Genomic DNA, 19641 nt, shown 5'->3' on the forward strand with positions numbered 1-19641 from the left:
CTCTGAGGCACCACGGGTCACCACGTTCAGAACAGCCTCTACGGCAACAAAGTGGACTCAGGCACTCAGTCGAGCAAGGTGTAGCTGAGTTCCTTGCAGACCCGTCCCAATGGGACGTCCAGTCCCGGGTGGCTCAGGGGCAACAGGACGTCCGGGGAATCCGGGAGCGCCGTTGCCGCCGGCGGGTCCCACAGGCACAACGACGGGTTCCCCGCGTCCATCGAGGACCGGTACCAGAGGCCGTCGAGTTCCGGATAGGCCGCGCGGATGCCGCGGGCCCACGCCTGGGTGCGGAGCTTGGGGCCGCTGCTGATCGCCTGCGAGGCGCCGGCCCGGGTGGGCCACAGGCCGGTCAGGTCCAGCAGCCGGAGCGTCCGACGTGGACGGAACAGCACCAGGTGCGGGCTGCGCGTCCGGCGGTCCACTGTGGAGGTCGCCTGGTAGACCTCGGCGATGCAGGTCTGCACCGACAGCGAGAAGTACAGCACGCCGTGCTCCCGGGTGACCGTCGGGCCGCCCTGGGAGTTGGGCAGGTGCGGGTCGAACCGGGCGTGCGGCAGCGGGCCGGCGTAGCGGAAGCTGTTCCACTGCTGCGGGTGGTTGCCCCCGGAGGTGAACACGCGCACGAGGCGAGTGCCGGCGGGCACCGCGATGACGTCTTCGGTGCGCCGGAGCATCGCCTGCAGCGCAGCGGGCGCTGGCGGCTGTGGTAGCCGTGCCATGGAGGTCCTGGGTTGGGGTCTCGAAGGTTGGGGAGTGCGCTCAGGCCGGGGTGCCGATGGTGGCGGCGAGCTCGGCGACCCGCTGCGGATCGCCGCCGGCCAGCAGCCACTCGCGCGGGCTCGCCGGCCGGTCCCCGATTTCGAGGTCCTCCTGCGGCGTGGTCATGAAGTTGGCCAGCACGAGCGCCGGCTGGTCTGCGGGCATCAGCGCGAGCACGGCGTCCAGGCCGGGCAGCACGTCGGTGTCGCTGAACTGCCACGCGGGCAGTCGCCATCCACCGCGGTCCTTCCAGCCGATCAGCCGTCGTTCGCTGATGCGGTGGCGGATCCGGCTGCTGTCCACTCCCACGCGGTCCGCGGCCTGGTTGACCGAGAGCGCGGTGTCGCGCAGCACCGCCTGTTCGGCGACGGTCCGCGCCCGAGCGTCGACTTCGGAGTCGCTCAGCGGCGTCAGGTCCAGGCCTGCTTCGGTGAGCGCCCGTCGCTCCGCCTCGGTGAAGTGCGCGGCTGGGTCCACCTGCGGCGAGGTGAGCTTCTTCGCGGCGTCCTCGACCAGGGTCAGGAATTCGTTGGCGGTGACCTTTAAACCGGCTCGTGCCAACACGGTCTCCAGCGCGGCTGACATGACTCCAGGGTAGCGCGGGATTCGGGAAATGTGTGCGCGAACGTGCGCCCAGTGCCAAATATCACTTGTCGTAGCATGTGGATTGCACAACGTGACCGCGGGCCGACTCCGGTCGGGGTGTTCTTTGGCGTGATCGTGGATCTGAAGGCCCCGACCGGAGTCGGATGTGGCTACGGCAGGCTGTCCAAATGGGTCCGGACCGGATCCGAGAAAGCATTGCCGCTGCTGGCGTCCCAGTTGATCGACCAGGTCATCACGCCGCCGATCTCGGGGCGCGGCTGGTCCGGGGTGTACTGGCCGCAGTCGGTGCCCGCGGCCAGGCAGCTCAGCGCGTTGTTGACGATCGACGGATCGACGTACCCGCTACCGGCCGCCGATGCGGTCGCCGGTAGGCCCAGCGAAACCTGGTCCGGGCGCAGCGTCTGCAGCAGGGTGCACGCCTGTGCGGTGATGAAGTCGACCGAGCCCTGGCTGTAGACCTGGCCGTCGCAGCCGTTCATCGAACCCGAGTTGTAGTACTGGGTGTGCACGACGGTGAGGATGTCCTTGACGTTCTCGATGAGTTGCAGGTAGGAGCCGCCGGGCTGCACGTCGAGGGTCTGCGGCGCCATGGTGAGCACGAATCCGTCGCCGACGCGCTCGCGCAGCTGGCGGATCGCGCTGGTCGTGTTGGCGACGTTGAGCCCGTGCTCCAAGTCAATATCTAACCCATCGATGCTGTAATCAGTTAAAATTTTTCCAACCGAGTCGACGAAATTTGCGACGTTGGCTTCGCTGCCCAGATCGACATTTCCCTTTTCGCCGCCGATGGACAGCACGAACGACTTGCCTTCGGCCTTCTTCGCGGCGATGTCCGATTTGAGTTGTTCGTCCGTGTAGCCGCCGAGCGCGGTGGACAGCTCCGGGTCGACGTTGAAGGTGACCGCGCCGGGTTTGGCCGGATCGGCGTTGCCGAAGGCCAGCGCGATGACGTCGTAGTTCGCCGGGACGTCGCTGATCTTCAGCGGCTTGGCTCCGTTGACGAAGTTCTGCCAGTACCCGGTGAGGTGGTGGTTGGGCACGGCCTCCGGGGTGGCGGCGGAGCCGGCCGGTGCGAACGCGAGTGCGGTGGTGAGGACGGTCGCGGCGAGCGCGGCCAGTCTTCCGGTCATGCGGGCCTCCGTGGGGTGAGAGCCGATGATGTCCTCGAAAAATGGACTGGACCAGTTGTCCGGTCAAGGTTTTGGCGAGGTTGCGACGCCGGAGTTGCGCCGCTTGGAGCACGGCATGCCGCCGAGGGTTGACGAGACGGGGCGTGAGCCGTTGACTGGACGTACCGACTGGTCGGTCTCAACGTGGAGGTGGCGTGTTGGGCAGCGCGTACGACGAACGGCCTTGGCTGGCGCTCTACGACGGCGACGTGCCCGTGGCGATCGAGCCGCGGTTCGGCACCATGCTCGAGCTGTTCGCCGCGGCCTGCCGGGACCATCCGGATCGCGTGGCCATCACCTACTTCGACGGCCGGCTCAGCTACCGGGAGCTCGACGAGCTCAGTGACGGCCTGGCCTGCCACCTCGTCGAACACGGTGTCGGCCGGGGCGACCGGGTGGCGCTGTACCTGCAGAACGTGCCGCAGTTCGCGATCGCGCTGCTGGCCGGGTGGAAGGCCGGCGCGATCGTGGTGCCGCTCAACCCGATGTACCGGACCCGCGAGCTGACCAAGATCCTCGCCGACGCGCAGCCGGCTGCGGTCGTCTCCTCCGAGCAGGGCTGGCACGACGTCCTCGGCGAGCTCGCCGGCCCCGCCGGGGTGCGGGTCGCGATCACCACCAGCGAGCTCGACCTGCAGACCCGCCACGACCCGCGGCTGTTCGCCAAGCTCGAACGCCGCCCGGCCGCCGGCTGCGCGGACCTGCTGGCGGTCGCGCGGGCGCACGCCGGCCGGCGGCCGCCGGAGGTCGAGCTGTCGAGCTCGGACGTCGCGCTGCTGGTCTACACCTCGGGGACCAGCGGCGTGCCCAAGGGCGCCACCAACACGCACGGCAACGTCGTGTTCAACGCCGAAGGCATGCGGACCCGCGTCGAGAAGCTCGGCGGCAACGGGATCTTCGGGCTCGCACCGCTGTTCCACATCACCGGCCTGGTCTGCGAGCTCGGCGCCGCGCTGGCGCTGGGCAGGCAGCTCGACCTGGTGTACCGCTTCGAGCCGGGCGTGGTGCTCGACGCGCTGGCCGAGCACCGGCCCTGCTACATGGTCGGCCCGTCCACCGCGTACATGGCCCTGATGAACCACCCGGACGTGACCGCCGGCCACTTCTCCTCGCTGGAGCTGGTGTACTCCGGCGGCGCGCCGCTGCCGTCGGCGGTTGTCGAGGCCTTCCGCGCGCGGTACGGCCACTACATCCGCAACGGCTACGGCCTGACCGAGACGACCGCGACGGCGACGTCGGTGCCCGCGCACCTGGAGGCGCCGGTCGACGAGGAGTCGGGCACGCTCAGCGTCGGCGTGCCCACCTACAACACGGTGCTGCGCATCGTCGACGACGCCGGGCAGGACCTGCCGGTCGGGGAGGTCGGCGAGATCGTCGTCGACGGGCCCATGGTGGTGCCGTCCTACTGGAACAAGCCCGAGGAGACCGCGGCGGGCATCCGCGGCGGCCGGTTGCACACCGGCGACGTCGGGTTCATGGACGCGCAGGGCTGGTTCTACGTCGTGGACCGCAAGAAGGACATGATCAACGCCTCCGGTTTCAAGGTCTGGCCGCGCGAGGTGGAGGACGTCCTCTACGGACACCCCGCGGTGCGGGAGGTCGCCGTCGTCGGCGTGCCGGACTCCTACCGGGGCGAGACGGTCAAGGCCTACGTCAGCCTGAGCGCGGGCGCGTCGGCCACCGCCGAGGAGCTCGTGGCCCACTGCAAGCGGCAGCTCGCCGCGTACAAGTACCCGCGCAGCATCGAGATCCTCGACGAGCTGCCCAAGACCGCGACCGGCAAGATCCTGCGCCGCGAACTGCGGGACACCGCCCGAACCGCTGCGCGGTGAAGGGCCGTTCGGCACCGGAAGAGCCTGGAGAGGAAGGAAATTCATGAGCAAGCGTTTCGACGGCAAGGTGGCGATCGTGACCGGCGCCAGCCGCGGCATCGGCCTGGCCATCGCCGAGCGCCTGGTGTCCGAGGGCGCGAAGGTCACCCTGACCGCGCGCAAGCCCGAGCCGCTGGCGGAGGCGGTGCAGGGCCTCGGCGGAGCGGAGAACGCGCTCGGCATCGCGGGCAAGGCCGACGACGCGGAGCACCAGGCGGAAGCGGTCGCCAAGACCGTGGAGACGTTCGGCCGGGTGGACATGCTGGTCAACAACACCGGCATCAACCCCGCCTACGGCCCGCTGATCGAGCTGGAGCACGGCATCGCGCGCAAGACCTTCGAGGTCAACGTGCTCGCGGCGCTGGCGTGGACCCAGCAGGTGCACCAGGCGTGGATGAAGGAGCACGGCGGCTCGGTGCTCAACGTGTCCTCGGTGGCCGGTCTGCGGCCCGCGCCGGGCATCGGCTTCTACGGCGCCACCAAGGCGATGCTGGCGTACATCACCAAGGACCTCGCGGTGGAACTCGGCCCGAAGGTCCGGGTCAACGGCGTCGCCCCGGCCGTGGTGAAGACGAAGTTCGCCACCGCGCTGTACGAGGACAAGGAGGACGAGGTCGCGGCGGGTTATCCGTTGAAGCGACTGGGAATTCCGGCCGACATCAGCGGCGCGGCGGCGTTCCTGCTCTCCGACGAGGCCTCGTGGATCACGGGACAGGTCCTCGTGCTCGACGGCGGCGTGACCCTGAAGGGCGGTGTGTGAGCTCTTGGCGATTTCGCGCGAAATCGCCATCCGGCACGCGTGGGAATCGGCGATTTCACACGAAATCGCCGCTGGTGCAAGCGGAACCAGACTCGGGAAGGGCGGTGTGCGAGTTGCAGCTCGCTGATGCGGTCGTGGTGATCACCGGTGCCGGCAACGGCATCGGCGCGGCGATGGCCCGGAAGTTCGCGGCATCCGGGGCGAAGGTCGTGCTGGGCGACGTGGACGCCGACGGGGTGCGGAAGGTGGCCGCCGAGGTCGGCGGGACGGCGGTGCCCGGCGACGCGGCGAGCGAGGACGGCGTGCGCGCGCTGGTCGACACCGCGCTCGGCGAGCACGGGCGGATCGACCTGTTCTGCGCCAACGCCGGGATCTCCCGCGGCGGCGGGCCGGAGGCCGACGAGGCCGCCTGGGCGCAGTCCTGGGAGGTCAACGTCATGGCGCACGTCCGCGCCGCCCGCGCGGTGCTGCCGCACTGGCTGGAGCGGGGCCAGGGGCACTTCCTGGCTACTGTGTCGGCCGCCGGGCTGCTGACGATGCTGAAGGCGGCGCCGTACTCGGTGACCAAGCACGCCGCGCTCGGCTTCGCCGAATGGCTGGCGATCAGCTACGCCGACCAGGGCATCACGGTGCAGGCGCTGTGCCCGCAGGGCGTGCGCACCAACATGCTCGGCACCAGCAGCAACGCCGGCGAGGTGATCCTCGCGAAGGGCGCGCTCGAACCGGAGGAGGTCGCCGACGTGGTCGCCGACTCGCTGGGCGGCGGTGAGTTCCTGATCCTGCCGCACCCGGAGGTCGCCGACTACTACGCGCTGCGGGCCGCCGAGCCGCAGCGCTGGCAAGCCGGGATGCGAAAGCTCCAGCGCAAGGTGCAGTAGGAGAAGGTGTCGCCGCCGGTTCGAGCCGGCGGGTCGATACGCTGGGTGTAGATCGACAGGGGAGGTTGACATGGCGCGGTCGGCGAACGGTCGCACTACTGCCGGACCGGCGGTGGGCGCCGAACCGGTTCCGCAGCGGTTGCTGGCCGTGGCCACGCGGTTGTTCGCCGAGCAGGGCTTCGAGATGACCTCGGTGCAGCAGATCGTCGACGCGGCCGGGGTCACCAAGGGGGCGATGTACCACTACTTCGGCTCCAAGGACGACCTGCTCTACGAGATCTACGCGCGGGTCCTGCGGGTCCAGCAGGCGCGGATGGAGAGCGCGGCCGAAAGCGAGGCTCCGGTGCAGGAGCGGCTGCACGCGGTCGCCGCGGACGTCGTCGCCACGACGGCGGCGAACCTCGACGACACGGTGATCTTCTTCCGCTCGATGCACCTGCTGCACCCGGACAAGCAGGCCGAGGTCCGGGCGCAGCGGCGGCGCTACCACGAGCGGGTGCGGGCGCTGATCGAGGAGGGCCAGCGCTCCGGGGTGTTCCGCGAGGACAAGGCCGCCGACCTGGTGGTCGACTTCTTCTTCGGCGCGGTGCACCACCTCGGTACCTGGTTCCGCAAGGACGGCAAGCTCACCGGCGAGGAGGTCGGCGAGCAGTTCGCCGATCTCCTCATCTCGTCCCTGCGCCCGTAGTCGCTACCGGCATTCCTGCAATTCCCGGTCGCTGCCGGGGACTTCGCCGTGCAGCGCTTTCTCGATGCGGTCGACGTCCCCGCGCTCGCAGGGCGGCAGTGGTGCGCCGGCGGATTCCCGCAGGCGTGCCGCCGCCCCGAGCAGGCCCTTCGCCCGCCCGGGCTGGCCTGTGAGCAACCGGGCACCGGCGAGGCCCTCCAGCGCCAGCGCGACCGCTCGCGGGTCGCCGGTGCGCCGGGCCGCGGCGAGACCCTGCCCGTGCAGGTCGAACGCGGCGTCCGCGTCCCCGCGCTGTTCGGCGGCGAAGCCCAGTTCGGCGAGGATCAGCGCTGCGCCGTTGTCCGCCTCGAACCGCCGGTTCCACTCCAGCCACGGCCGCAGCAGGGTTTCGGCCTCGGCGAACCGGCCGCGGCGGCGGGCGGAAAGCGCGAGCCCCACCTCGGCGAACTCCTGGCCCGCCGAGTCGCTGTGCTCGACGGCCAGCGCTCGTCCCCGCTCGTGCAGTTCGTCGGCGCGGTCGTGGTCGCCTTCCAGGAGCGCGATGCGGCCCAGCTCGGACCAGCGCATGGCGGCGTCCGGCCACAGCGCGAGTTCCTCGGCGAGCTCGACCCCTTCGCGTTGCCAGGTGGCCGCCGCGGGGTAGTCGCCCGCGATCTCGGCGAGCCTGCCGAGCACGGCGCAGGCCTGGACCCGGCCCCAGCGGTCGCAGGTCTCGCGGAACAGCGCGAGGCTCCGTTCGGCCTCCACAGTGGACTGATTCAGGTCGCCGCGGACGTGGCGCTGCACGGCGCGCACGCTCAGAGCGGCCGCCACGCCCCAGCTGTCGTCGAGGTCCTCGAACTCGGCCAGAGCCGCGCGGATGAGCTCCTCGCCGACCGGCATGTCGCCGAACCGCGTCGCGGCGTAGCCGAGGAACCAGCCCGCCATCGCGCGCTCGCAGGGATCGGTGATGGCGTCGCGCAGGCGCAGTGCGGTGCGGCTGTCGACGGGTTCGCCGGTGAGCAGCCGAAAACCGGTGTGCCAGGCGGCGGCTACCGCGGATCCCGCGGCTTCGGTGGCCCGCCGCGCCTCGGTGAGCCGTCCGCGCAGGAACCAGTACCACGCCATCGCGCGTGCCAGGCGGGACGCGAACTCGCCGTCGCCGAGGGAGCGGCGCAGGTTGCCAGTCTCGGCGTCGAGGCGGCCCAGCCAGCGCTGCTGCTCCGGGCCGTGCAAGTGCTCGGCCGCTTCCTCGGCGAGCGAGGTGTAGTACGCGGCGTGCGCGTGCCGCAGCCGGGCGAGCTCCTGCGGTTCCAGCTGCCGCTCGCCGTACGCGGACACCGATTCCAGCAGGCCGTAGCGCGGGCCGTCGGCGGAATGCGAGACGACGACCAGCGAGCGGTCGACCAGGCGCGCCAGCAGGTCGAGCACCTCCGAGTGCCGCACGCCGTCGCCGGAGCACAGGGCCTCCGCAGCGGCGAGCGTGCAGCCGTCGGCGAAGACCGCGAGCCTGCGCAGCACCGTCCGCTCGGCCGCGGTCAGCAGCTCCCAGCTCCAGTCGAGCACCGCGCGCAACGTGCGCTGGCGCGGCGGCGCGTCGCGAGGCCCGCCGGTGAGCACGGCGAACCGGTCGTTGAGGCGTTCGGCCAGTTCGGCCGTGCCGAGCACGCGGACGCGGGCCGACGCCAGCTCGATGGCGAGCGGGATGCCGTCGACGCGGCGGCAGATCGTGGCGATGGTTTCGGCGTTCTCGGTGGACAGCGCGAATCCGGGCGAGGCTGCCGTTGCTCGCACGGCGAAAAGCCGCACGGCCCCGGAGCGCTGCACGTCCGCCGACGGTGCGCCCGGCGTCGGGACGTCCAGCGGCGGCACCTCCCACAGGTGCTCGATCGAGACGCCGAGCGGTTCCCGGCTCGTCGCCAGCACCCGCACATCCGACGCCGGCAGTACCAGCGGCACGAGCGCGGCGACCGGCTCGACGATGTGCTCGCAGTTGTCCAGCACGAGAAGCAGTCGCCTGCCGCGCAGCGCGTCGGCGAGGCGTTCGACCGATGACTGCTGACGGGTGCCGTCGCGGATGCCGAGCGCGGCGGCGACCACGTCGGCCAGACCATCCACTGTGGTCTCACGTGGCAGGCCGGCGAGTTCGACGAGGCACACCTCGTCCTCGGCGCGGGCCACTTCGAGCGCGAGCCTGGTCTTGCCCACCCCGCCCGGTCCCGTCAGCGTCACCAGACGATGCGTGCCGAGCAGCGCGCGGACGTCGGCGACGGCGTCGTCGCGGCCGACTAGCTCGGTCTGAGGTGCGGGTGACGGCGGGGGAGGGGTCTGCCGCCGCAACGGTGCGGGTGGCTCGGCGCGCAGCATTTCCTGTTGCAGCGCAGTGAGTTCCGCACCCGGTTCGAGTCCGAGCTCGTCGCGGAGAAGCCGGCGCAGCTTGCGGTAGTTGTCGAGCGCCTCGGTGGTCCGGCCCGCGCCGTGCAACGCGCGCAGGTGCGCGGCGCGGAGGCGTTCGCGCAGCGGATGCCGCTCGATGAGCTCGCCCAGTTCGCCGGCCAGCACCGCGTGGTCACCCAGCTGCAGCCGCGCCCCGGCGTAGTCCTCCCAGGCCACCAGCCGCTGCTCCTCCAGGGCGGCGGCCGCAGTGCTGGCGAAAGGCTCGTCGGCGAACCCGGCGAACGCCTCTCCGCGCCACAGGCCGAGCGCCTCGGCGAGCAGCGCCACCAGGGCGCCCGGGTCGGTCGTGCGCCGCGCGCGCCCGGTGAGCTCGGCGAACCGCCCGCTGTCCACGGTGTCCGGCGGCACGTCCAGCAGGTAGCCCGGCGGGCGGTGCACGACGAGGCCGGCGCCGATGGCGCGGCGCAGGCGCGACACGAGGGTCTGCAGAGAGCCCGAGGGGTTGGCCGGGAGCACGTCGCCCCACAGGTCGTCGACCAGCCGGTCGGCGGATACGACACGTCCCGGGGCGACGAGCAGGGACGCCAGCAGCGCGCGAACGCGAGCCTCGCGCACCGCGACCGGATCACCGCTCGGCGTCCACACCGCGAGCGGCCCCAGCACCCCGAAACGCATGCGATCACGATAACCGCAAGCGGATCGACAGCAGACCGAGAGCGCCGCCGGGCACCTTCGTCTCGTCAACGACGAAACGGAGTTGGTCATGAAGAAGGCTGTTGTCACCGGCGGCACCCACGGCATGGGCCTGGCGACCGTGCGCGAGCTGCTCTCCCGCGGCGCCGAGGTGGTGCTCACCGGCCGCAACGAGCGGAACATCGAGGAAGCGCGCACCGCGCTCAAGGGCGAGAAGGCGCACGTCGTGCGCTCCGACGCGGCCAGCATGGCCGACATCGCCGCGCTCGGTGACTTCGTGGGCGAGCACCTCGGCAGCCTCGACTACCTCTTCGTCAACCACGGCATCGCGCAGTTCGCCGAGCTCGCCGAGGTGACCGAGGAGGCGTGGGACCGGCACTTCGCGGTCAACACCAAGGGCGCGTTCTTCACCGTGCAGCGGCTCGCCCCGCTGCTCAACGAGGGCGGTGCGGTTGTGTTCACCACGGTCGCCAACGACGTCGTGTTCCCCGGGCTGAGCGCCTATTCGGCGTCGAAGGAAGCGATGCGCGCGTTCGCCCACGTGCTCTCGGTGGAGCTGCTGCCGAAGAAGATCCGGGTGAACAGCGTGGCTCCGGGGTACATCAAGACGCCGACGATGGGCGTGGCGGACCTGTCCGACGAGGAGCGCCGGGAGTTCGAGCGGCAGGGCGACGAGTCGACCCCGCTGCGCCGCAACGGCACCGTCGAGGAAGTCGCCGCCGCGGCGCTCTTCCTGGCCGAGGGCGCGACGTTCACCACGAACGTCGAGCTGGCGGTCGACGGCGGTTTCGCGCAGGGACTGGGAGGTCACTGACATGGCCGAGGTGCTGGACAGCCCCGACCCGTCGGTCGCCGAGCACGTGCGCCGGTACCTCGCGACCAACGGCGAGAGCGGCTTCCGCGAGGGCGGGGCGACGAACCTGGTGCTCACCTACCGCGGCCGCAAGACCGGGAAGCTGTACCGGACGGGCCTGTTCTTCGGCGAGGACGACGGTCGGTACGTGCTCGTGGCGTCGGGTTCGGCGATCACGCACACGCACCCGAAGTGGTACCTGAACCTGGCCGCGAATCCCGAGGCCGAGGTCCAGATCCGCGGCGAGCGCTTCGCCGTGCGTGCCCGCACCGCGGAGGGTGCGGAGCGCGAGCGGCTCTGGCAGCTGATGGTCGACATGGCGCCGGTGTACCGGACGTACGAGGCGCGTACGCGGCGCGTCATTCCCGTGGTGGTGCTGGAGCGCATCGCGCCCCAGTAGCGGCCGGGGGTCGTGAGTGCTTTTGGTCGCTGCAGCAGCCGAAAGCACTCACGACCGGTCGTCGGTTTCGGTCGTGTTGCGCGGATCGATCAATCCGCCGCCGGGGGTTGCGCCGGGCGGTCCCGGCAGGTTCGCTGCTGCTTGCGCTTTTCCCTCCGGCTGCAGGAGCCAGCATGAGCAGTGAAACCCGGGCCGCCCGGCCACCGAGGCTCGACCGAGTGCTGAACCTGGTGGAACGGGTCGGCAACAAGCTCCCCGAACCGTTCATCCTCTTCGGCCTGCTGTTCCTCGTGGTGGCGGTGGTGTCCACGGTGGTCGCCGCCTTCGGCGTCACGGTGCAGATCCCCGGCGCCGACGAGGTGACGCGGATCCGCGGCGCGTTCAGCGGCGAGGGCCTGGAGTTCCTGTTCACCAAGATGGCGGAGAACTTCATCGGCTTCCCGCCGCTGGAAACCGTGGTCACGATCATGCTGGCGGTGGGGCTCGCGGAGCGGACCGGGCTGCTCACCGCGATGATCCGGGCCGCCTTCGGCGGGGCGCCGCGCTGGGTGCTGCCGTACGCGGTGGGGCTGGTCGGGATCTCGTCCAGCGTGATGGCGGATTCGTCGATGATCATCATCCCGCCGCTGGCCGCGCTGGTGTTCAAGGCGGCGGGCAGGCACCCGGTCGCCGGGCTGCTCGGCGGCTTCGCCGCCACCGGCGCCGGGTACTCCACCGCGCCGGTGGTCACCAGCCTGGACGCGCTGTTCGCCGGGATCAGCAACAAGGTCGCCGAAACCCTGCCGCACGCCGGCACCGCGGTCACGCCGGTGTCGAACTACTACTTCAACGTCGTGTCCTCGATCCTGCTCGGGCTGCTGGCCGGGGTGCTGATCGACAAGGTCATCGAGCCGCGGCTGGCGCGCACCGGGGTGCCCCGCGAGGAGTCCGAAGTGGCCGACCAGCCGGTGCCCGCGGTGGCGCTGGAGCCCGCCGAGCGGCGCGGGCTGATCTGGGCGGGCGTGGCGTTCCTGATCGCGTTCGGACTGGTGCTGCTGCTGGTGCTGTGGCCGGATTCGCCGCTGCGCAACGAAACCGGCGGCTTCCTGCCGAAGTCGCCGCTGCTGGACTCGGTGACGACGCTGATCTTCTTCGGCTTCGCGGTGCCCGCCATCGTCTACGGCGCGATCGTCGGGGCGATCGGCCGCGCGGCCGACGTGCCGAGGCTGATGGCCGCCGCGCTGCGGGACCTCACCGGATTCCTGGTGCTGGCGTTCATGCTGGGCCAGTTCATCGCGCTGTTCAACTGGACGAACCTCGGCGCGTGGGTGGCGGTTTCGGGCGCGGACCTGCTGCGCGCGCTCGGCCTGGACGGCTACCCGGCGTTCCTCGGGTTCATGGTGCTGGCGTCGACGCTGAACCTGTTCATCATCTCGGGTTCGAGCCTGTGGACGCTGATGGCGGCGGTGTTCGTGCCGATGTTCGTGCTGCTCGGCTTCGAGCCGGGCTTCGCCCAGGCGGCGTTCCGGGTCGGTGACTCGGCGACGCAGATCATGACACCGCTGAACCCGTACATGATCATCATCCTGGGCTACCTGCGCCGCTACGAACCGAACGCGGGGATGGGCACCCTGGTGGCCAGGATGGTTCCGTTCGTGGTCCCGTTCTGGCTGGTGTGGGCCCTGATCCTGACGGTCTTCTACTTCGCGGACCTGCCCCTTGGCCCCGGCATGGGCATCCACATCGCACCCTGACCCGGACGGGGTACCGGGTCCGCAATTTCAATGGAAATCAGAGGTTCGATTTCCATTGAAATTGCGGGAAGAAGCCCGAAGGGGTGTCACCGACCGGTCGGCGACACCCCTTCGGCGGGAGGATCGGTCAGAAGATCACCCGGGTGAGGCCCTCCGCCACGCAGGCCGGTTTCGCGCCGCCCTCGATCTCGATGGTGGACTTGACCGTCAGCTGGAGGCCGCCGGCCACCTCGGTCACGTCCGCGAGCTCCGTGGTGGAGCGGACCCGCGAGCCGACCAGGACCGGGCTGGGGAAGCGGACCTTGTTCAGGCCGTAGTTGATCCCCATCTTGGCGCCCTCGAACCTGTAGGTCTGGGAGTTCAGCTTCGGCAGCAGGCTCAGGGTGAGGAACCCGTGCGCGATCGGGCCGCCGAACGGACCCTGCTCGGCGCGCTCGACGTCGATGTGGATCCACTGGTGGTCCAGGGTGGCGTCGGCGAACAGGTTCACCTGCTCCTGGGTGACGGTGAGCCATTCGCTGGTGCCGAGCTTCTCGCCCTTGGCCGCGACGATCTCTTCCTTGCTGCTGAATACCCGCAACGCAAAACCTCCTTGAGCGACAACGAAAAGCTGTGCGTGGGCTCGTGAGCGGTCATGCGGTAGGAACCGGCTTTCGCACTCACGAGCCCCGATCCGCGCAGACCTACGGCGTGGGCAGGTCGGCGAGTTCGCCGATGCGCTGCCGGTGCGCCTCGGCGATGCCGAAGGTGAGCTGGGAGCTCTTGGCCCGGCCCAGGTAGAGGTGCGCCGAGTGCTCCCAGGTCATCCCGATGCCGCCGTGCAGCTGCAGGTGCTCCTCCGCGGCCCGCACGACCAGTTCGGAGCAGTAGGCCTGGGCGATGGCGACCTCGAGTTCCGCCGACTCGTCGCCGCGCGCCAGGGCGTCGGCGGCGTTGCGGGCCACGGCCCGCCCCGAGCTCACCGCCGCCCACAGGTCGGCCAGCCGGTGCTTGACCGCCTGGAACGAGCCGATCTGGCGGCCGAACTGGTAGCGGGTCTTGGCGTACTCCAGGGTGGCGTCCAGGCATTGCTGGGACAGCCCGACCTGCTCGGCGCCCAGCAGCCCGGCCGCGGTCACCAGCGCCTGCCGGAGGATCCGCTCGGCGTCGGAGCCGGCCGCGATCCGCTCGCCGACCGCCCCGTCCAGAGCGAGCGTGCCGATCCGCCGGGTGAGGTCCAGCGACGTCGTGGGCGTCCGCGACACCCCGGACACCGAGGTGTCCACCAGGTACAACGCCGCGCCGTCCGCGTCGGCGGCGGGCACGACCACGTAGTCGGCGACCTCCAGGTCCACCACCGCCGACACCGAGCCGGTCAGCGCGGCGCCGTCGGCCTTCACCGACTGCGGGAACGCGCCGTAGGGCACGGTGGTCAGCCCGACGGCGACGGTGCCGAGCTGCGATCCGTCGATGAACTGCGGCAGGATCTCCCGCACCCGCGGCTCGTCCGCGCAGGCCACCAGGGTGGCGGTGGTCAGCAGGTTGCTCAGGAACGGCACCGGCGCGACGGACCGGCCGATCTCCTCGGCCACCACCGACAGCTCCCGGGCACTGGCCCCGGCGCCGCCGAGGTCCTCGGGCACCAGCAGCGCGGCGAGCCCGAGCTCGCCGGCGAGGGTCCGCCACAGCGCGAGGTCGTAGGGCTCGTCGGTCTCGCAGCGGGCCAGCACCGCGGTCCAGTCGCACCGGTCCCGCAGCAGCCGGCGGACGTTCGAGCGCAGGTCCTCTTCGACTTCGCTGTAGAGCAGGTCCGGGGCGCTCATCGCGGCAGCTCCTTCCACGGCCGGTCCTTGTCGGTGCGGATCTCCGGCGGCAGGCCCAGCACCCGCTCGGCGATGATGTTGCGCAGGATCTCGGTGGTGCCGCCCTCGATCGAGTTGCCCTTCGCCCGCAGGTACCGGAAACCGGGGCCGCGCTTGACGAAGTCGGTGTACTCGGGCTGGCGGAACGTCCAGTCATCGTAGGCCAGGCCCGGTTCGCCGAGGAACTCCAGCTCGAACCCGGTGATCGCCTGGTTCTGCTCGGAGTAGGCGACCTTGACCGCGGAGCCCTCGGGGCCGGGTTCGCCGACGGCGAGCTGCTGGCGCAGCCGGATGCTGGTCAGCCGGGTCGCCTCCGCCTCGACCCACAGCCGCAGCAGCCGGTCGTGCAGGCCGTGCGTCCGCTTCTCGGGGTGCTCGCGCCAGGCCTGCGCGGCGAGGCCGATCATGCCGCCTTCCCGCGCGGGCGCGCGGCCGCCGATGGCGACCCGCTCGTTCATCAGGGTGCCCAGCGCGACCTGCCAGCCCTGGCCGACCTCGCCGAGGCGCTGGGAGTCCGGGATCCGCACCCCGGTCAGGAACACCTCGTTGAACTCGGCTTCGCCGGTGATCTGCCGCAGCGGGCGGACTTCCACGCCCGGCGCGGTCATGTCGCAGATGAAGTAGCTCAGGCCCTTGTGCTTGGGCTGGTCCGGGTCGGAGCGGGCGACCAGGATCGCCCAGCGGGCCTGGTGCGCCAGCGACGTCCAGACCTTCTGCCCGTCCACCACCCACTCGTCACCATCGCGGACCGCCCGGGTGGACAGCGCGGCGAGGTCCGAGCCCGCGCCCGGCTCGCTGAACAGCTGGCACCAGATCTCTTCTCCGGTCCACAAGGGACGGAGGTAGCGGCGGCGCTGCTCGTCGTTGCCGAAGCGCAGGATCGTCGGCGCGGCCATGCCCAGCCCGATGACGTTCAGCTGCGGCTTGTTGTCCGGCGCGCCGGCCTCGGCGAAGGCGGCGTCCACCACCGGCTGCAGCTCCCGCGCGGCGCCCAGGCCGCCGAGGCCGGCGGGGAAGTGCACCCACGCCAGCCCGGCGTCGAAGCGGGCCCGCAGGAACTCCAGCCGGTCCATCTGCGCTGGATCGTTCGCGGCGAGGAATTCCCCTACCTTGCCGCGGAGTTCGTCGGCGTCCACGGTCATCACGCCTTCGGTCCGCCGGCCACGTAGATCACCTGGCCGGAGACGAACCCGGAGCGCTCGTCGGCGAAGAACGACACCGTGTTGGCGATGTCCTCCGGCTGGCCGACGCGGGCCACCGGGATCTGGCTCGCCGCGGCCTTGGTGAAGTCCTCGAAGCCCATCCCGACCCGCTCGGCGGTCGCCTTGGTCATGTCGGTGGCGATGAAGCCGGGCGCGATGGCGTTGGCGGTGACGCCGAACTTGCCGAGCTCGATGGCCAGCGTCTTGGTCAGGCCCTGCAGCCCGGCCTTGGCGGTGGAGTAGTTGGCCTGGCCGCGGTTGCCCAGCGCGGAGGTGCTGGAGAGGTTCACGATCCGGCCCCACTTGGCCTCGACCATGTGCTTCTGCACGGCGCGGCTCATCAGGAACGCGCCGCGCAGGTGCACGTTCATCACCGTGTCCCAGTCGTCCTCGGACATCTTGAACAGCATGTTGTCCCGGATGACGCCGGCGTTGTTGACCAGCACCGTCGGCCCGCCGAGCTCGGCGGCGATGCGGTCGACCGCGGCCTGCACCTGCCCGGCGTCGCTGACGTCGCAGCCGACCGCCAGCGCCTTGCCGCCGCCGGACTCGATGGCCGACACCGTGTCGGCGCACTGCTTCTCGTCGAGGTCGATGACCGCCACGGCGAAGCCGTCCTCGGCCAGGCGCTTCGCAGTGGCCGCCCCGATTCCGCGCGCGGCACCGGTGACGATCGCGACACGACTGTCTGCCATTTGATCTCCTCGCAGGTTTGGTTGTGGTTGGGGTCGTGAGTGGTAGTGGCCGTTCCAACGACCACTACCACTCACGAGCGATCAGCGGTACTTCTTCAGCTCCCGGCGGGCCAGCGAGCGGCGGTGCACCTCGTCGGGACCGTCGACGATGTGCAGGGTGCGGGCGTGCGCGTACAGGTTGGCCAGCGGGAACTCCTGGCTGACGCCACCGCCGCCGTGCGCCTGGATGGCGCGGTCGATCACCCAGGTGACCATCTCCGGCACCCCGACCTTGATCGCCTGGATCTCGGTGTGCGCGCCCTGGTTGCCGACGGTGTCCATCAGCCACGCGGTCTTGAGCACCAGCAGCCGGGCCTGCTCGATCTTCACCCGCGACTCGGCGATCCAGTGCTGCACCACGCCCTGCTCGGCCAGCGGCTTGCCGAAGGCGATGCGCTCGTTGGCGCGGCGGCACATCAGCTCCAGCGCCCGCTCGGCCATCCCGATGGCGCGCATGCAGTGGTGGATGCGGCCCGGCCCGAGCCGGGCCTGGGCGATCGCGAAGCCCTCGCCCTCGCCGGCGATGATGTTCTCCGCCGGCACCCGGACGTTGTCGAACACGATCTCGGCGTGCCCGCCGTGGTCGGCGTCGTCGTAGCCGAAGACGTTCATGCTGCGGATGACCTGCACGCCGGGCGTGTCCTTGGGCACCAGGATCTGGCTCTGCTGGCGGTGCCGCTCGGCGTCCGGGTCGGTCTTGCCCATCACGATCAGGATCTTGCAGCGCGGGCTCATCGCGCCGGAGGAGAACCACTTGCGGCCGTTGATCACGTAGTGGTCGCCGTCGCGCTCGATGCGGGTGCCGATGTTGGTGGCGTCGGAGGAGGCGACGTCGGGTTCGGTCATGCAGAACGCGGAGCGGATCTCGCCGTCCAGCAGCGGCTGCAGCCACTGCTTCTTCTGCTGCTCGGTGCCGAACAGCGACAGCACCTCCATGTTGCCGGTGTCCGGCGCGGCGCAGTTGGTGGCCTCCGGGGCCAGCCGCCCGACCCGGCCCATGATCTCGGCCAGCGGCGCGTACTGGAGGTTGGTCAGCCCGGCGCCGTGCTCACCGGGCAGGAACAGGTTCCACAGGCCGCGCTTGCGGGCCTCGGCCTTGAGGTCCTCCATGATCGGCGGGTGCGCCGACCACGGGTCGTCGCCCGCGGCCAGCTGTTCGAGGAACACCGGTTCGGCGGGGTAGACGTGGGAGTCCATGAAGTCCAGCAGCTGCTTGCGCAGCTCCTCGGTGCGTTCGTCGTAGCCGAAATCCATCTCATTCCTCCTTGAGGGTGGCGAGACCCTGGGCGACCAGTGGTGCCACCAGAGCGCCGACGTGCTCGAAGCCCTCGCCGACGGTCTGGTTGTGGATGAAGCGGTAGTGGATCCCTTCCAGGATCACGGCGATCTTGAAGAACCCGAACGCCAGGTACCAGTCCATTTCGGACAGATCGGTGCCGCTGCGTTCGGCGTAGCGGTCCAGCAGCTGCCGGGCGGTGGGGAAGCCGTACTCGGGGCCGACGCCCTTGGCGATGGGGTTGCGCTCGACGCCGTTGAAGCCCTCCCAGTACACGGCGAGCAGCCCGAGGTCGGTGAGCGGATCGCCGACGGTCGCCATCTCCCAGTCCAGGACGGCCCGGATGCGCTGGTCGTCGCCGACGATCACGTTGTCCAGTCGGTAGTCGCCGTGCACGATGCCGGCGCGCGGCGTGCCGGGGACGGTCCGGGCCAGCCGGGTGGAGAGCTCGTCGATGCCGTCGATGTCGCGGCTGTGCGAGGCGGCGAGCTGCTTGCTCCAGCGGCGCACCTGCCGCTCCAGGAATCCCTCGGGGCGGCCGAATTCGCCCAGCCCGACGGACCCCGGGTCGATCGAGTGCAGGTCGGCGAGCACGTCCATCAGCTGCCAGGCCAGGTCGACGCGCTGCTGCGGGGCGAGCTGATCGGTCAGCTTCGGCGTGCGGTAGACGGTGCCCGGCACGTACTCCATCACGTAGAACGGGGCCCCGATGACGTCCTCGTCCTGGCACAGCAGGTGGGTCTCGGGCACCGGCACGGGCGTGCCCGCCAGCGCGGACATCACCCGGAACTCGCGGCTCATGTCGTGCGCGGTGGCCAGCACGTGGCCCAGCGGCGGGCGGCGCACCACCCAGCGGTTCGCGCCGTCGCCGACGAGGTAGGTCAGGTTCGACCGGCCGCCTTGGACGAGTTCGCCGGTCAGCGGGCCGCCGACCAGGCCGGGCAGCTCGGCGTCGAGGTGCGCGCGCAGCCGGTCCAGGTCGAGGCCGGGCAGCTCGCCGGGCGACGGTTGGGCGTTCATGAACTCTCCTTGCCTTGCGGGACGCTCCGGCGCAGGGCCGGTACGAGCTCGGTGAGCCGGGCGAGGGTCGCGGCGACGTCGGTGTGCAGCACCGCGTGCAGTCCGAGGCGCTCGGCGGCTTCGATGTTCGGGGCGCCGTCGTCGACGAACACCGCTTCGCCCGCGGTGAGGCCGAGCCGGTCCAGGGTCAGTTCGTAGATGCGCGGATCGGGCTTGCGGAGTCCTACCTCGCCGGAGATCACCGTGCACTCGAAGAGCCCGTCGAGCAATTCCCAGGGGTAGTTGTTGCCCCAGCTGTTGGACAGCAGCGCGGTCCGCACGCCGCAGTCGCGCAGCCGACGCACCAGGTCGAGCATCGCGGGCTCGCTGCGCATCCGCGCGAACATCCGGCCCATCAGCCCGTCGGGCGCGACCGGTCCGTCGTCGACGGTGCGCAGTCGCTGCGCCAGGGTGCGGTCGAACTCGTCGGCGGTGATCTCGCCGGTCTCCAGCTTGTGGATCGGGGTGCCCGCGGGGGCGTTGCGGGACAGCCAGTCCTTGATCGCGATGGAGAAGGTCTCCGGGCGGATCCGCTCGTGCTCGGTCCAGGCCCGGATGGCGGTGCGGCCGGGCGTGGTCAGCACGCCGCCGTAGTCGAAGATCGCCGCCCGGATCTCCGGGGTCGCGTCACTGGAACCCATGCCCAGGACCGTACCGACTAGACGGTATGTGCGCTAGACCCCGCTGCTCACGTCGGGCGGTGTTCCGCGAAATCCGGGCGGTCGCCCCAGGTCGGACCC

General features: G+C 70.7%; 18 protein-coding genes. 7 read left to right on the plus strand and 11 right to left on the minus strand.

Annotation, left to right across the window (positions count from 1 at the left end):
• Positions 1-65 precede the first annotated feature (65 nt).
• The 3 genes from AB0H93_RS15175 to AB0H93_RS15185 all read right to left on the minus strand — a co-directional run bounded on the left by AB0H93_RS15175 (position 66) and on the right by AB0H93_RS15185 (position 2498).
• Positions 66-722, minus strand: a complete 657-nt coding sequence (locus tag AB0H93_RS15175; RefSeq protein ID WP_207954457.1) for an RES family NAD+ phosphorylase — start codon at positions 720-722, stop codon at positions 66-68.
• A gap of 40 nt (positions 723-762) precedes the next feature.
• Positions 763-1347 carry a DNA-binding protein gene (locus tag AB0H93_RS15180; protein WP_132487565.1) on the minus strand — a complete coding sequence of 195 codons (585 nt, stop codon included), beginning with the start codon at positions 1345-1347 and terminating at the stop codon, positions 763-765.
• Positions 1348-1517: 170 nt separating this feature from the next.
• Complete coding sequence (locus AB0H93_RS15185; protein WP_358572580.1) at positions 1518-2498, minus strand: chitinase; 981 nt, start codon at positions 2496-2498, stop codon at positions 1518-1520.
• A gap of 197 nt (positions 2499-2695) precedes the next feature.
• On the opposite strand from AB0H93_RS15185, the gene AB0H93_RS15190 reads away from it, so the two are divergent.
• From AB0H93_RS15190 to AB0H93_RS15205, 4 genes are all read left to right on the plus strand, one after another.
• The gene (locus tag AB0H93_RS15190) at positions 2696-4369 is read left to right on the plus strand and encodes an AMP-binding protein (RefSeq protein ID WP_358572995.1); all 1674 of its coding nucleotides are present in this window, start codon (positions 2696-2698) and stop codon (positions 4367-4369) included.
• Between the two features lie 43 nt (positions 4370-4412).
• Positions 4413-5168, plus strand: coding sequence for an SDR family oxidoreductase (locus tag AB0H93_RS15195; protein ID WP_132487561.1), 756 nt, complete (start codon positions 4413-4415; stop codon positions 5166-5168).
• A gap of 104 nt (positions 5169-5272) precedes the next feature.
• Positions 5273-6046, plus strand: coding sequence for an SDR family oxidoreductase (locus AB0H93_RS15200; RefSeq protein WP_358572582.1), 774 nt, complete (start codon positions 5273-5275; stop codon positions 6044-6046).
• Positions 6047-6116: 70 nt separating this feature from the next.
• Positions 6117-6734 (plus strand): TetR/AcrR family transcriptional regulator, encoded by a 618-nt coding sequence (locus AB0H93_RS15205; RefSeq protein ID WP_358572584.1) that lies wholly within the window; start codon positions 6117-6119, stop codon positions 6732-6734.
• 3 nt (positions 6735-6737) lie between these two features.
• Here the strand turns inward: AB0H93_RS15205 and AB0H93_RS15210 are convergent, their stop codons facing one another.
• Positions 6738-9785: a BTAD domain-containing putative transcriptional regulator gene (locus AB0H93_RS15210; RefSeq protein ID WP_358572586.1), complete on the minus strand. Its 3048-nt coding sequence runs from the start codon at positions 9783-9785 to the stop codon at positions 6738-6740.
• Between the two features lie 88 nt (positions 9786-9873).
• On the opposite strand from AB0H93_RS15210, the gene AB0H93_RS15215 reads away from it, so the two are divergent.
• The 3 genes from AB0H93_RS15215 to AB0H93_RS15225 all read left to right on the plus strand — a co-directional run bounded on the left by AB0H93_RS15215 (position 9874) and on the right by AB0H93_RS15225 (position 12789).
• Entirely contained in the window at positions 9874-10617 is a 744-nt protein-coding gene (locus AB0H93_RS15215; protein WP_358572588.1) for an SDR family oxidoreductase, read from the plus strand.
• 1 nt (position 10618) lies between these two features.
• A complete protein-coding gene (locus AB0H93_RS15220) occupies positions 10619-11056 on the plus strand; it encodes a nitroreductase family deazaflavin-dependent oxidoreductase (protein ID WP_358572590.1) in 438 nt (145 codons plus the stop codon).
• 173 nt (positions 11057-11229) lie between these two features.
• Positions 11230-12789: an AbgT family transporter gene (locus tag AB0H93_RS15225; RefSeq protein WP_358572592.1), complete on the plus strand. Its 1560-nt coding sequence runs from the start codon at positions 11230-11232 to the stop codon at positions 12787-12789.
• A 127-nt stretch (positions 12790-12916) separates the two neighbouring features.
• Here the strand turns inward: AB0H93_RS15225 and AB0H93_RS15230 are convergent, their stop codons facing one another.
• The 7 genes from AB0H93_RS15230 to AB0H93_RS15260 form a co-directional block, all read right to left on the minus strand.
• Positions 12917-13369 (minus strand): MaoC family dehydratase, encoded by a 453-nt coding sequence (locus AB0H93_RS15230; RefSeq protein WP_358572594.1) that lies wholly within the window; start codon positions 13367-13369, stop codon positions 12917-12919.
• Between the two features lie 103 nt (positions 13370-13472).
• Positions 13473-14591: an acyl-CoA dehydrogenase family protein gene (locus tag AB0H93_RS15235; RefSeq protein ID WP_358572596.1), complete on the minus strand. Its 1119-nt coding sequence runs from the start codon at positions 14589-14591 to the stop codon at positions 13473-13475.
• Positions 14588-15772 (minus strand): acyl-CoA dehydrogenase family protein, encoded by a 1185-nt coding sequence (locus AB0H93_RS15240; RefSeq protein WP_358572598.1) that lies wholly within the window; start codon positions 15770-15772, stop codon positions 14588-14590. Before AB0H93_RS15240 ends, AB0H93_RS15235 begins: the two co-directional genes overlap by 4 nt.
• Positions 15772-16527, minus strand: coding sequence for a 3-oxoacyl-ACP reductase FabG (fabG, locus tag AB0H93_RS15245; protein ID WP_358572600.1), 756 nt, complete (start codon positions 16525-16527; stop codon positions 15772-15774). The genes AB0H93_RS15240 and fabG overlap by 1 nt, the downstream gene beginning before the upstream one ends.
• Before the next feature lie 81 nt (positions 16528-16608).
• Positions 16609-17820 (minus strand): acyl-CoA dehydrogenase family protein, encoded by a 1212-nt coding sequence (locus AB0H93_RS15250; protein WP_358572602.1) that lies wholly within the window; start codon positions 17818-17820, stop codon positions 16609-16611.
• 1 nt (position 17821) lies between these two features.
• On the minus strand, positions 17822-18862 hold the full coding sequence (locus AB0H93_RS15255) for a phosphotransferase family protein (RefSeq protein WP_358572604.1): 1041 nt from the start codon (positions 18860-18862) through the stop codon (positions 17822-17824).
• On the minus strand, positions 18859-19542 hold the full coding sequence (locus AB0H93_RS15260) for an HAD family phosphatase (RefSeq protein ID WP_358572606.1): 684 nt from the start codon (positions 19540-19542) through the stop codon (positions 18859-18861). Before AB0H93_RS15260 ends, AB0H93_RS15255 begins: the two co-directional genes overlap by 4 nt.
• Between the last annotated feature and the right edge of the window lie 99 nt (positions 19543-19641).

The sequence above is a fragment of the Saccharopolyspora sp. NPDC050642 genome (genome assembly GCF_040654735.1).
Taxonomy (GTDB): domain Bacteria; phylum Actinomycetota; class Actinomycetes; order Mycobacteriales; family Pseudonocardiaceae; genus Saccharopolyspora; species Saccharopolyspora elongata.

Excerpts from the sequence above, each read along its gene's own strand:
- AB0H93_RS15260 (WP_358572606.1), bottom strand. The coding sequence starts at position 19,542 with ATGGGTTCCAGTGACGCGACCCCGGAGATCCGGGCGGCGATCTTCGAC.
- AB0H93_RS15175 (WP_207954457.1), bottom strand. The coding sequence starts at position 722 with ATGGCACGGCTACCACAGCCGCCAGCGCCCGCTGCGCTGCAGGCGATG.
- AB0H93_RS15185 (WP_358572580.1), bottom strand. The coding sequence starts at position 2,498 with ATGACCGGAAGACTGGCCGCGCTCGCCGCGACCGTCCTCACCACCGCA.
- AB0H93_RS15180 (WP_132487565.1), bottom strand. The coding sequence starts at position 1,347 with ATGTCAGCCGCGCTGGAGACCGTGTTGGCACGAGCCGGTTTAAAGGTC.
- AB0H93_RS15235 (WP_358572596.1), bottom strand. The coding sequence starts at position 14,591 with ATGAGCGCCCCGGACCTGCTCTACAGCGAAGTCGAAGAGGACCTGCGC.
- AB0H93_RS15250 (WP_358572602.1), bottom strand. The coding sequence starts at position 17,820 with ATGGATTTCGGCTACGACGAACGCACCGAGGAGCTGCGCAAGCAGCTG.
- AB0H93_RS15215 (WP_358572588.1), top strand. The coding sequence starts at position 9,874 with ATGAAGAAGGCTGTTGTCACCGGCGGCACCCACGGCATGGGCCTGGCG.
- AB0H93_RS15205 (WP_358572584.1), top strand. The coding sequence starts at position 6,117 with ATGGCGCGGTCGGCGAACGGTCGCACTACTGCCGGACCGGCGGTGGGC.
- AB0H93_RS15225 (WP_358572592.1), top strand. The coding sequence starts at position 11,230 with ATGAGCAGTGAAACCCGGGCCGCCCGGCCACCGAGGCTCGACCGAGTG.
- AB0H93_RS15210 (WP_358572586.1), bottom strand. The coding sequence starts at position 9,785 with ATGCGTTTCGGGGTGCTGGGGCCGCTCGCGGTGTGGACGCCGAGCGGT.
- fabG (WP_358572600.1), bottom strand. The coding sequence starts at position 16,527 with ATGGCAGACAGTCGTGTCGCGATCGTCACCGGTGCCGCGCGCGGAATC.
- AB0H93_RS15195 (WP_132487561.1), top strand. The coding sequence starts at position 4,413 with ATGAGCAAGCGTTTCGACGGCAAGGTGGCGATCGTGACCGGCGCCAGC.
- AB0H93_RS15255 (WP_358572604.1), bottom strand. The coding sequence starts at position 18,862 with ATGAACGCCCAACCGTCGCCCGGCGAGCTGCCCGGCCTCGACCTGGAC.
- AB0H93_RS15240 (WP_358572598.1), bottom strand. The coding sequence starts at position 15,772 with ATGACCGTGGACGCCGACGAACTCCGCGGCAAGGTAGGGGAATTCCTC.
- AB0H93_RS15220 (WP_358572590.1), top strand. The coding sequence starts at position 10,619 with ATGGCCGAGGTGCTGGACAGCCCCGACCCGTCGGTCGCCGAGCACGTG.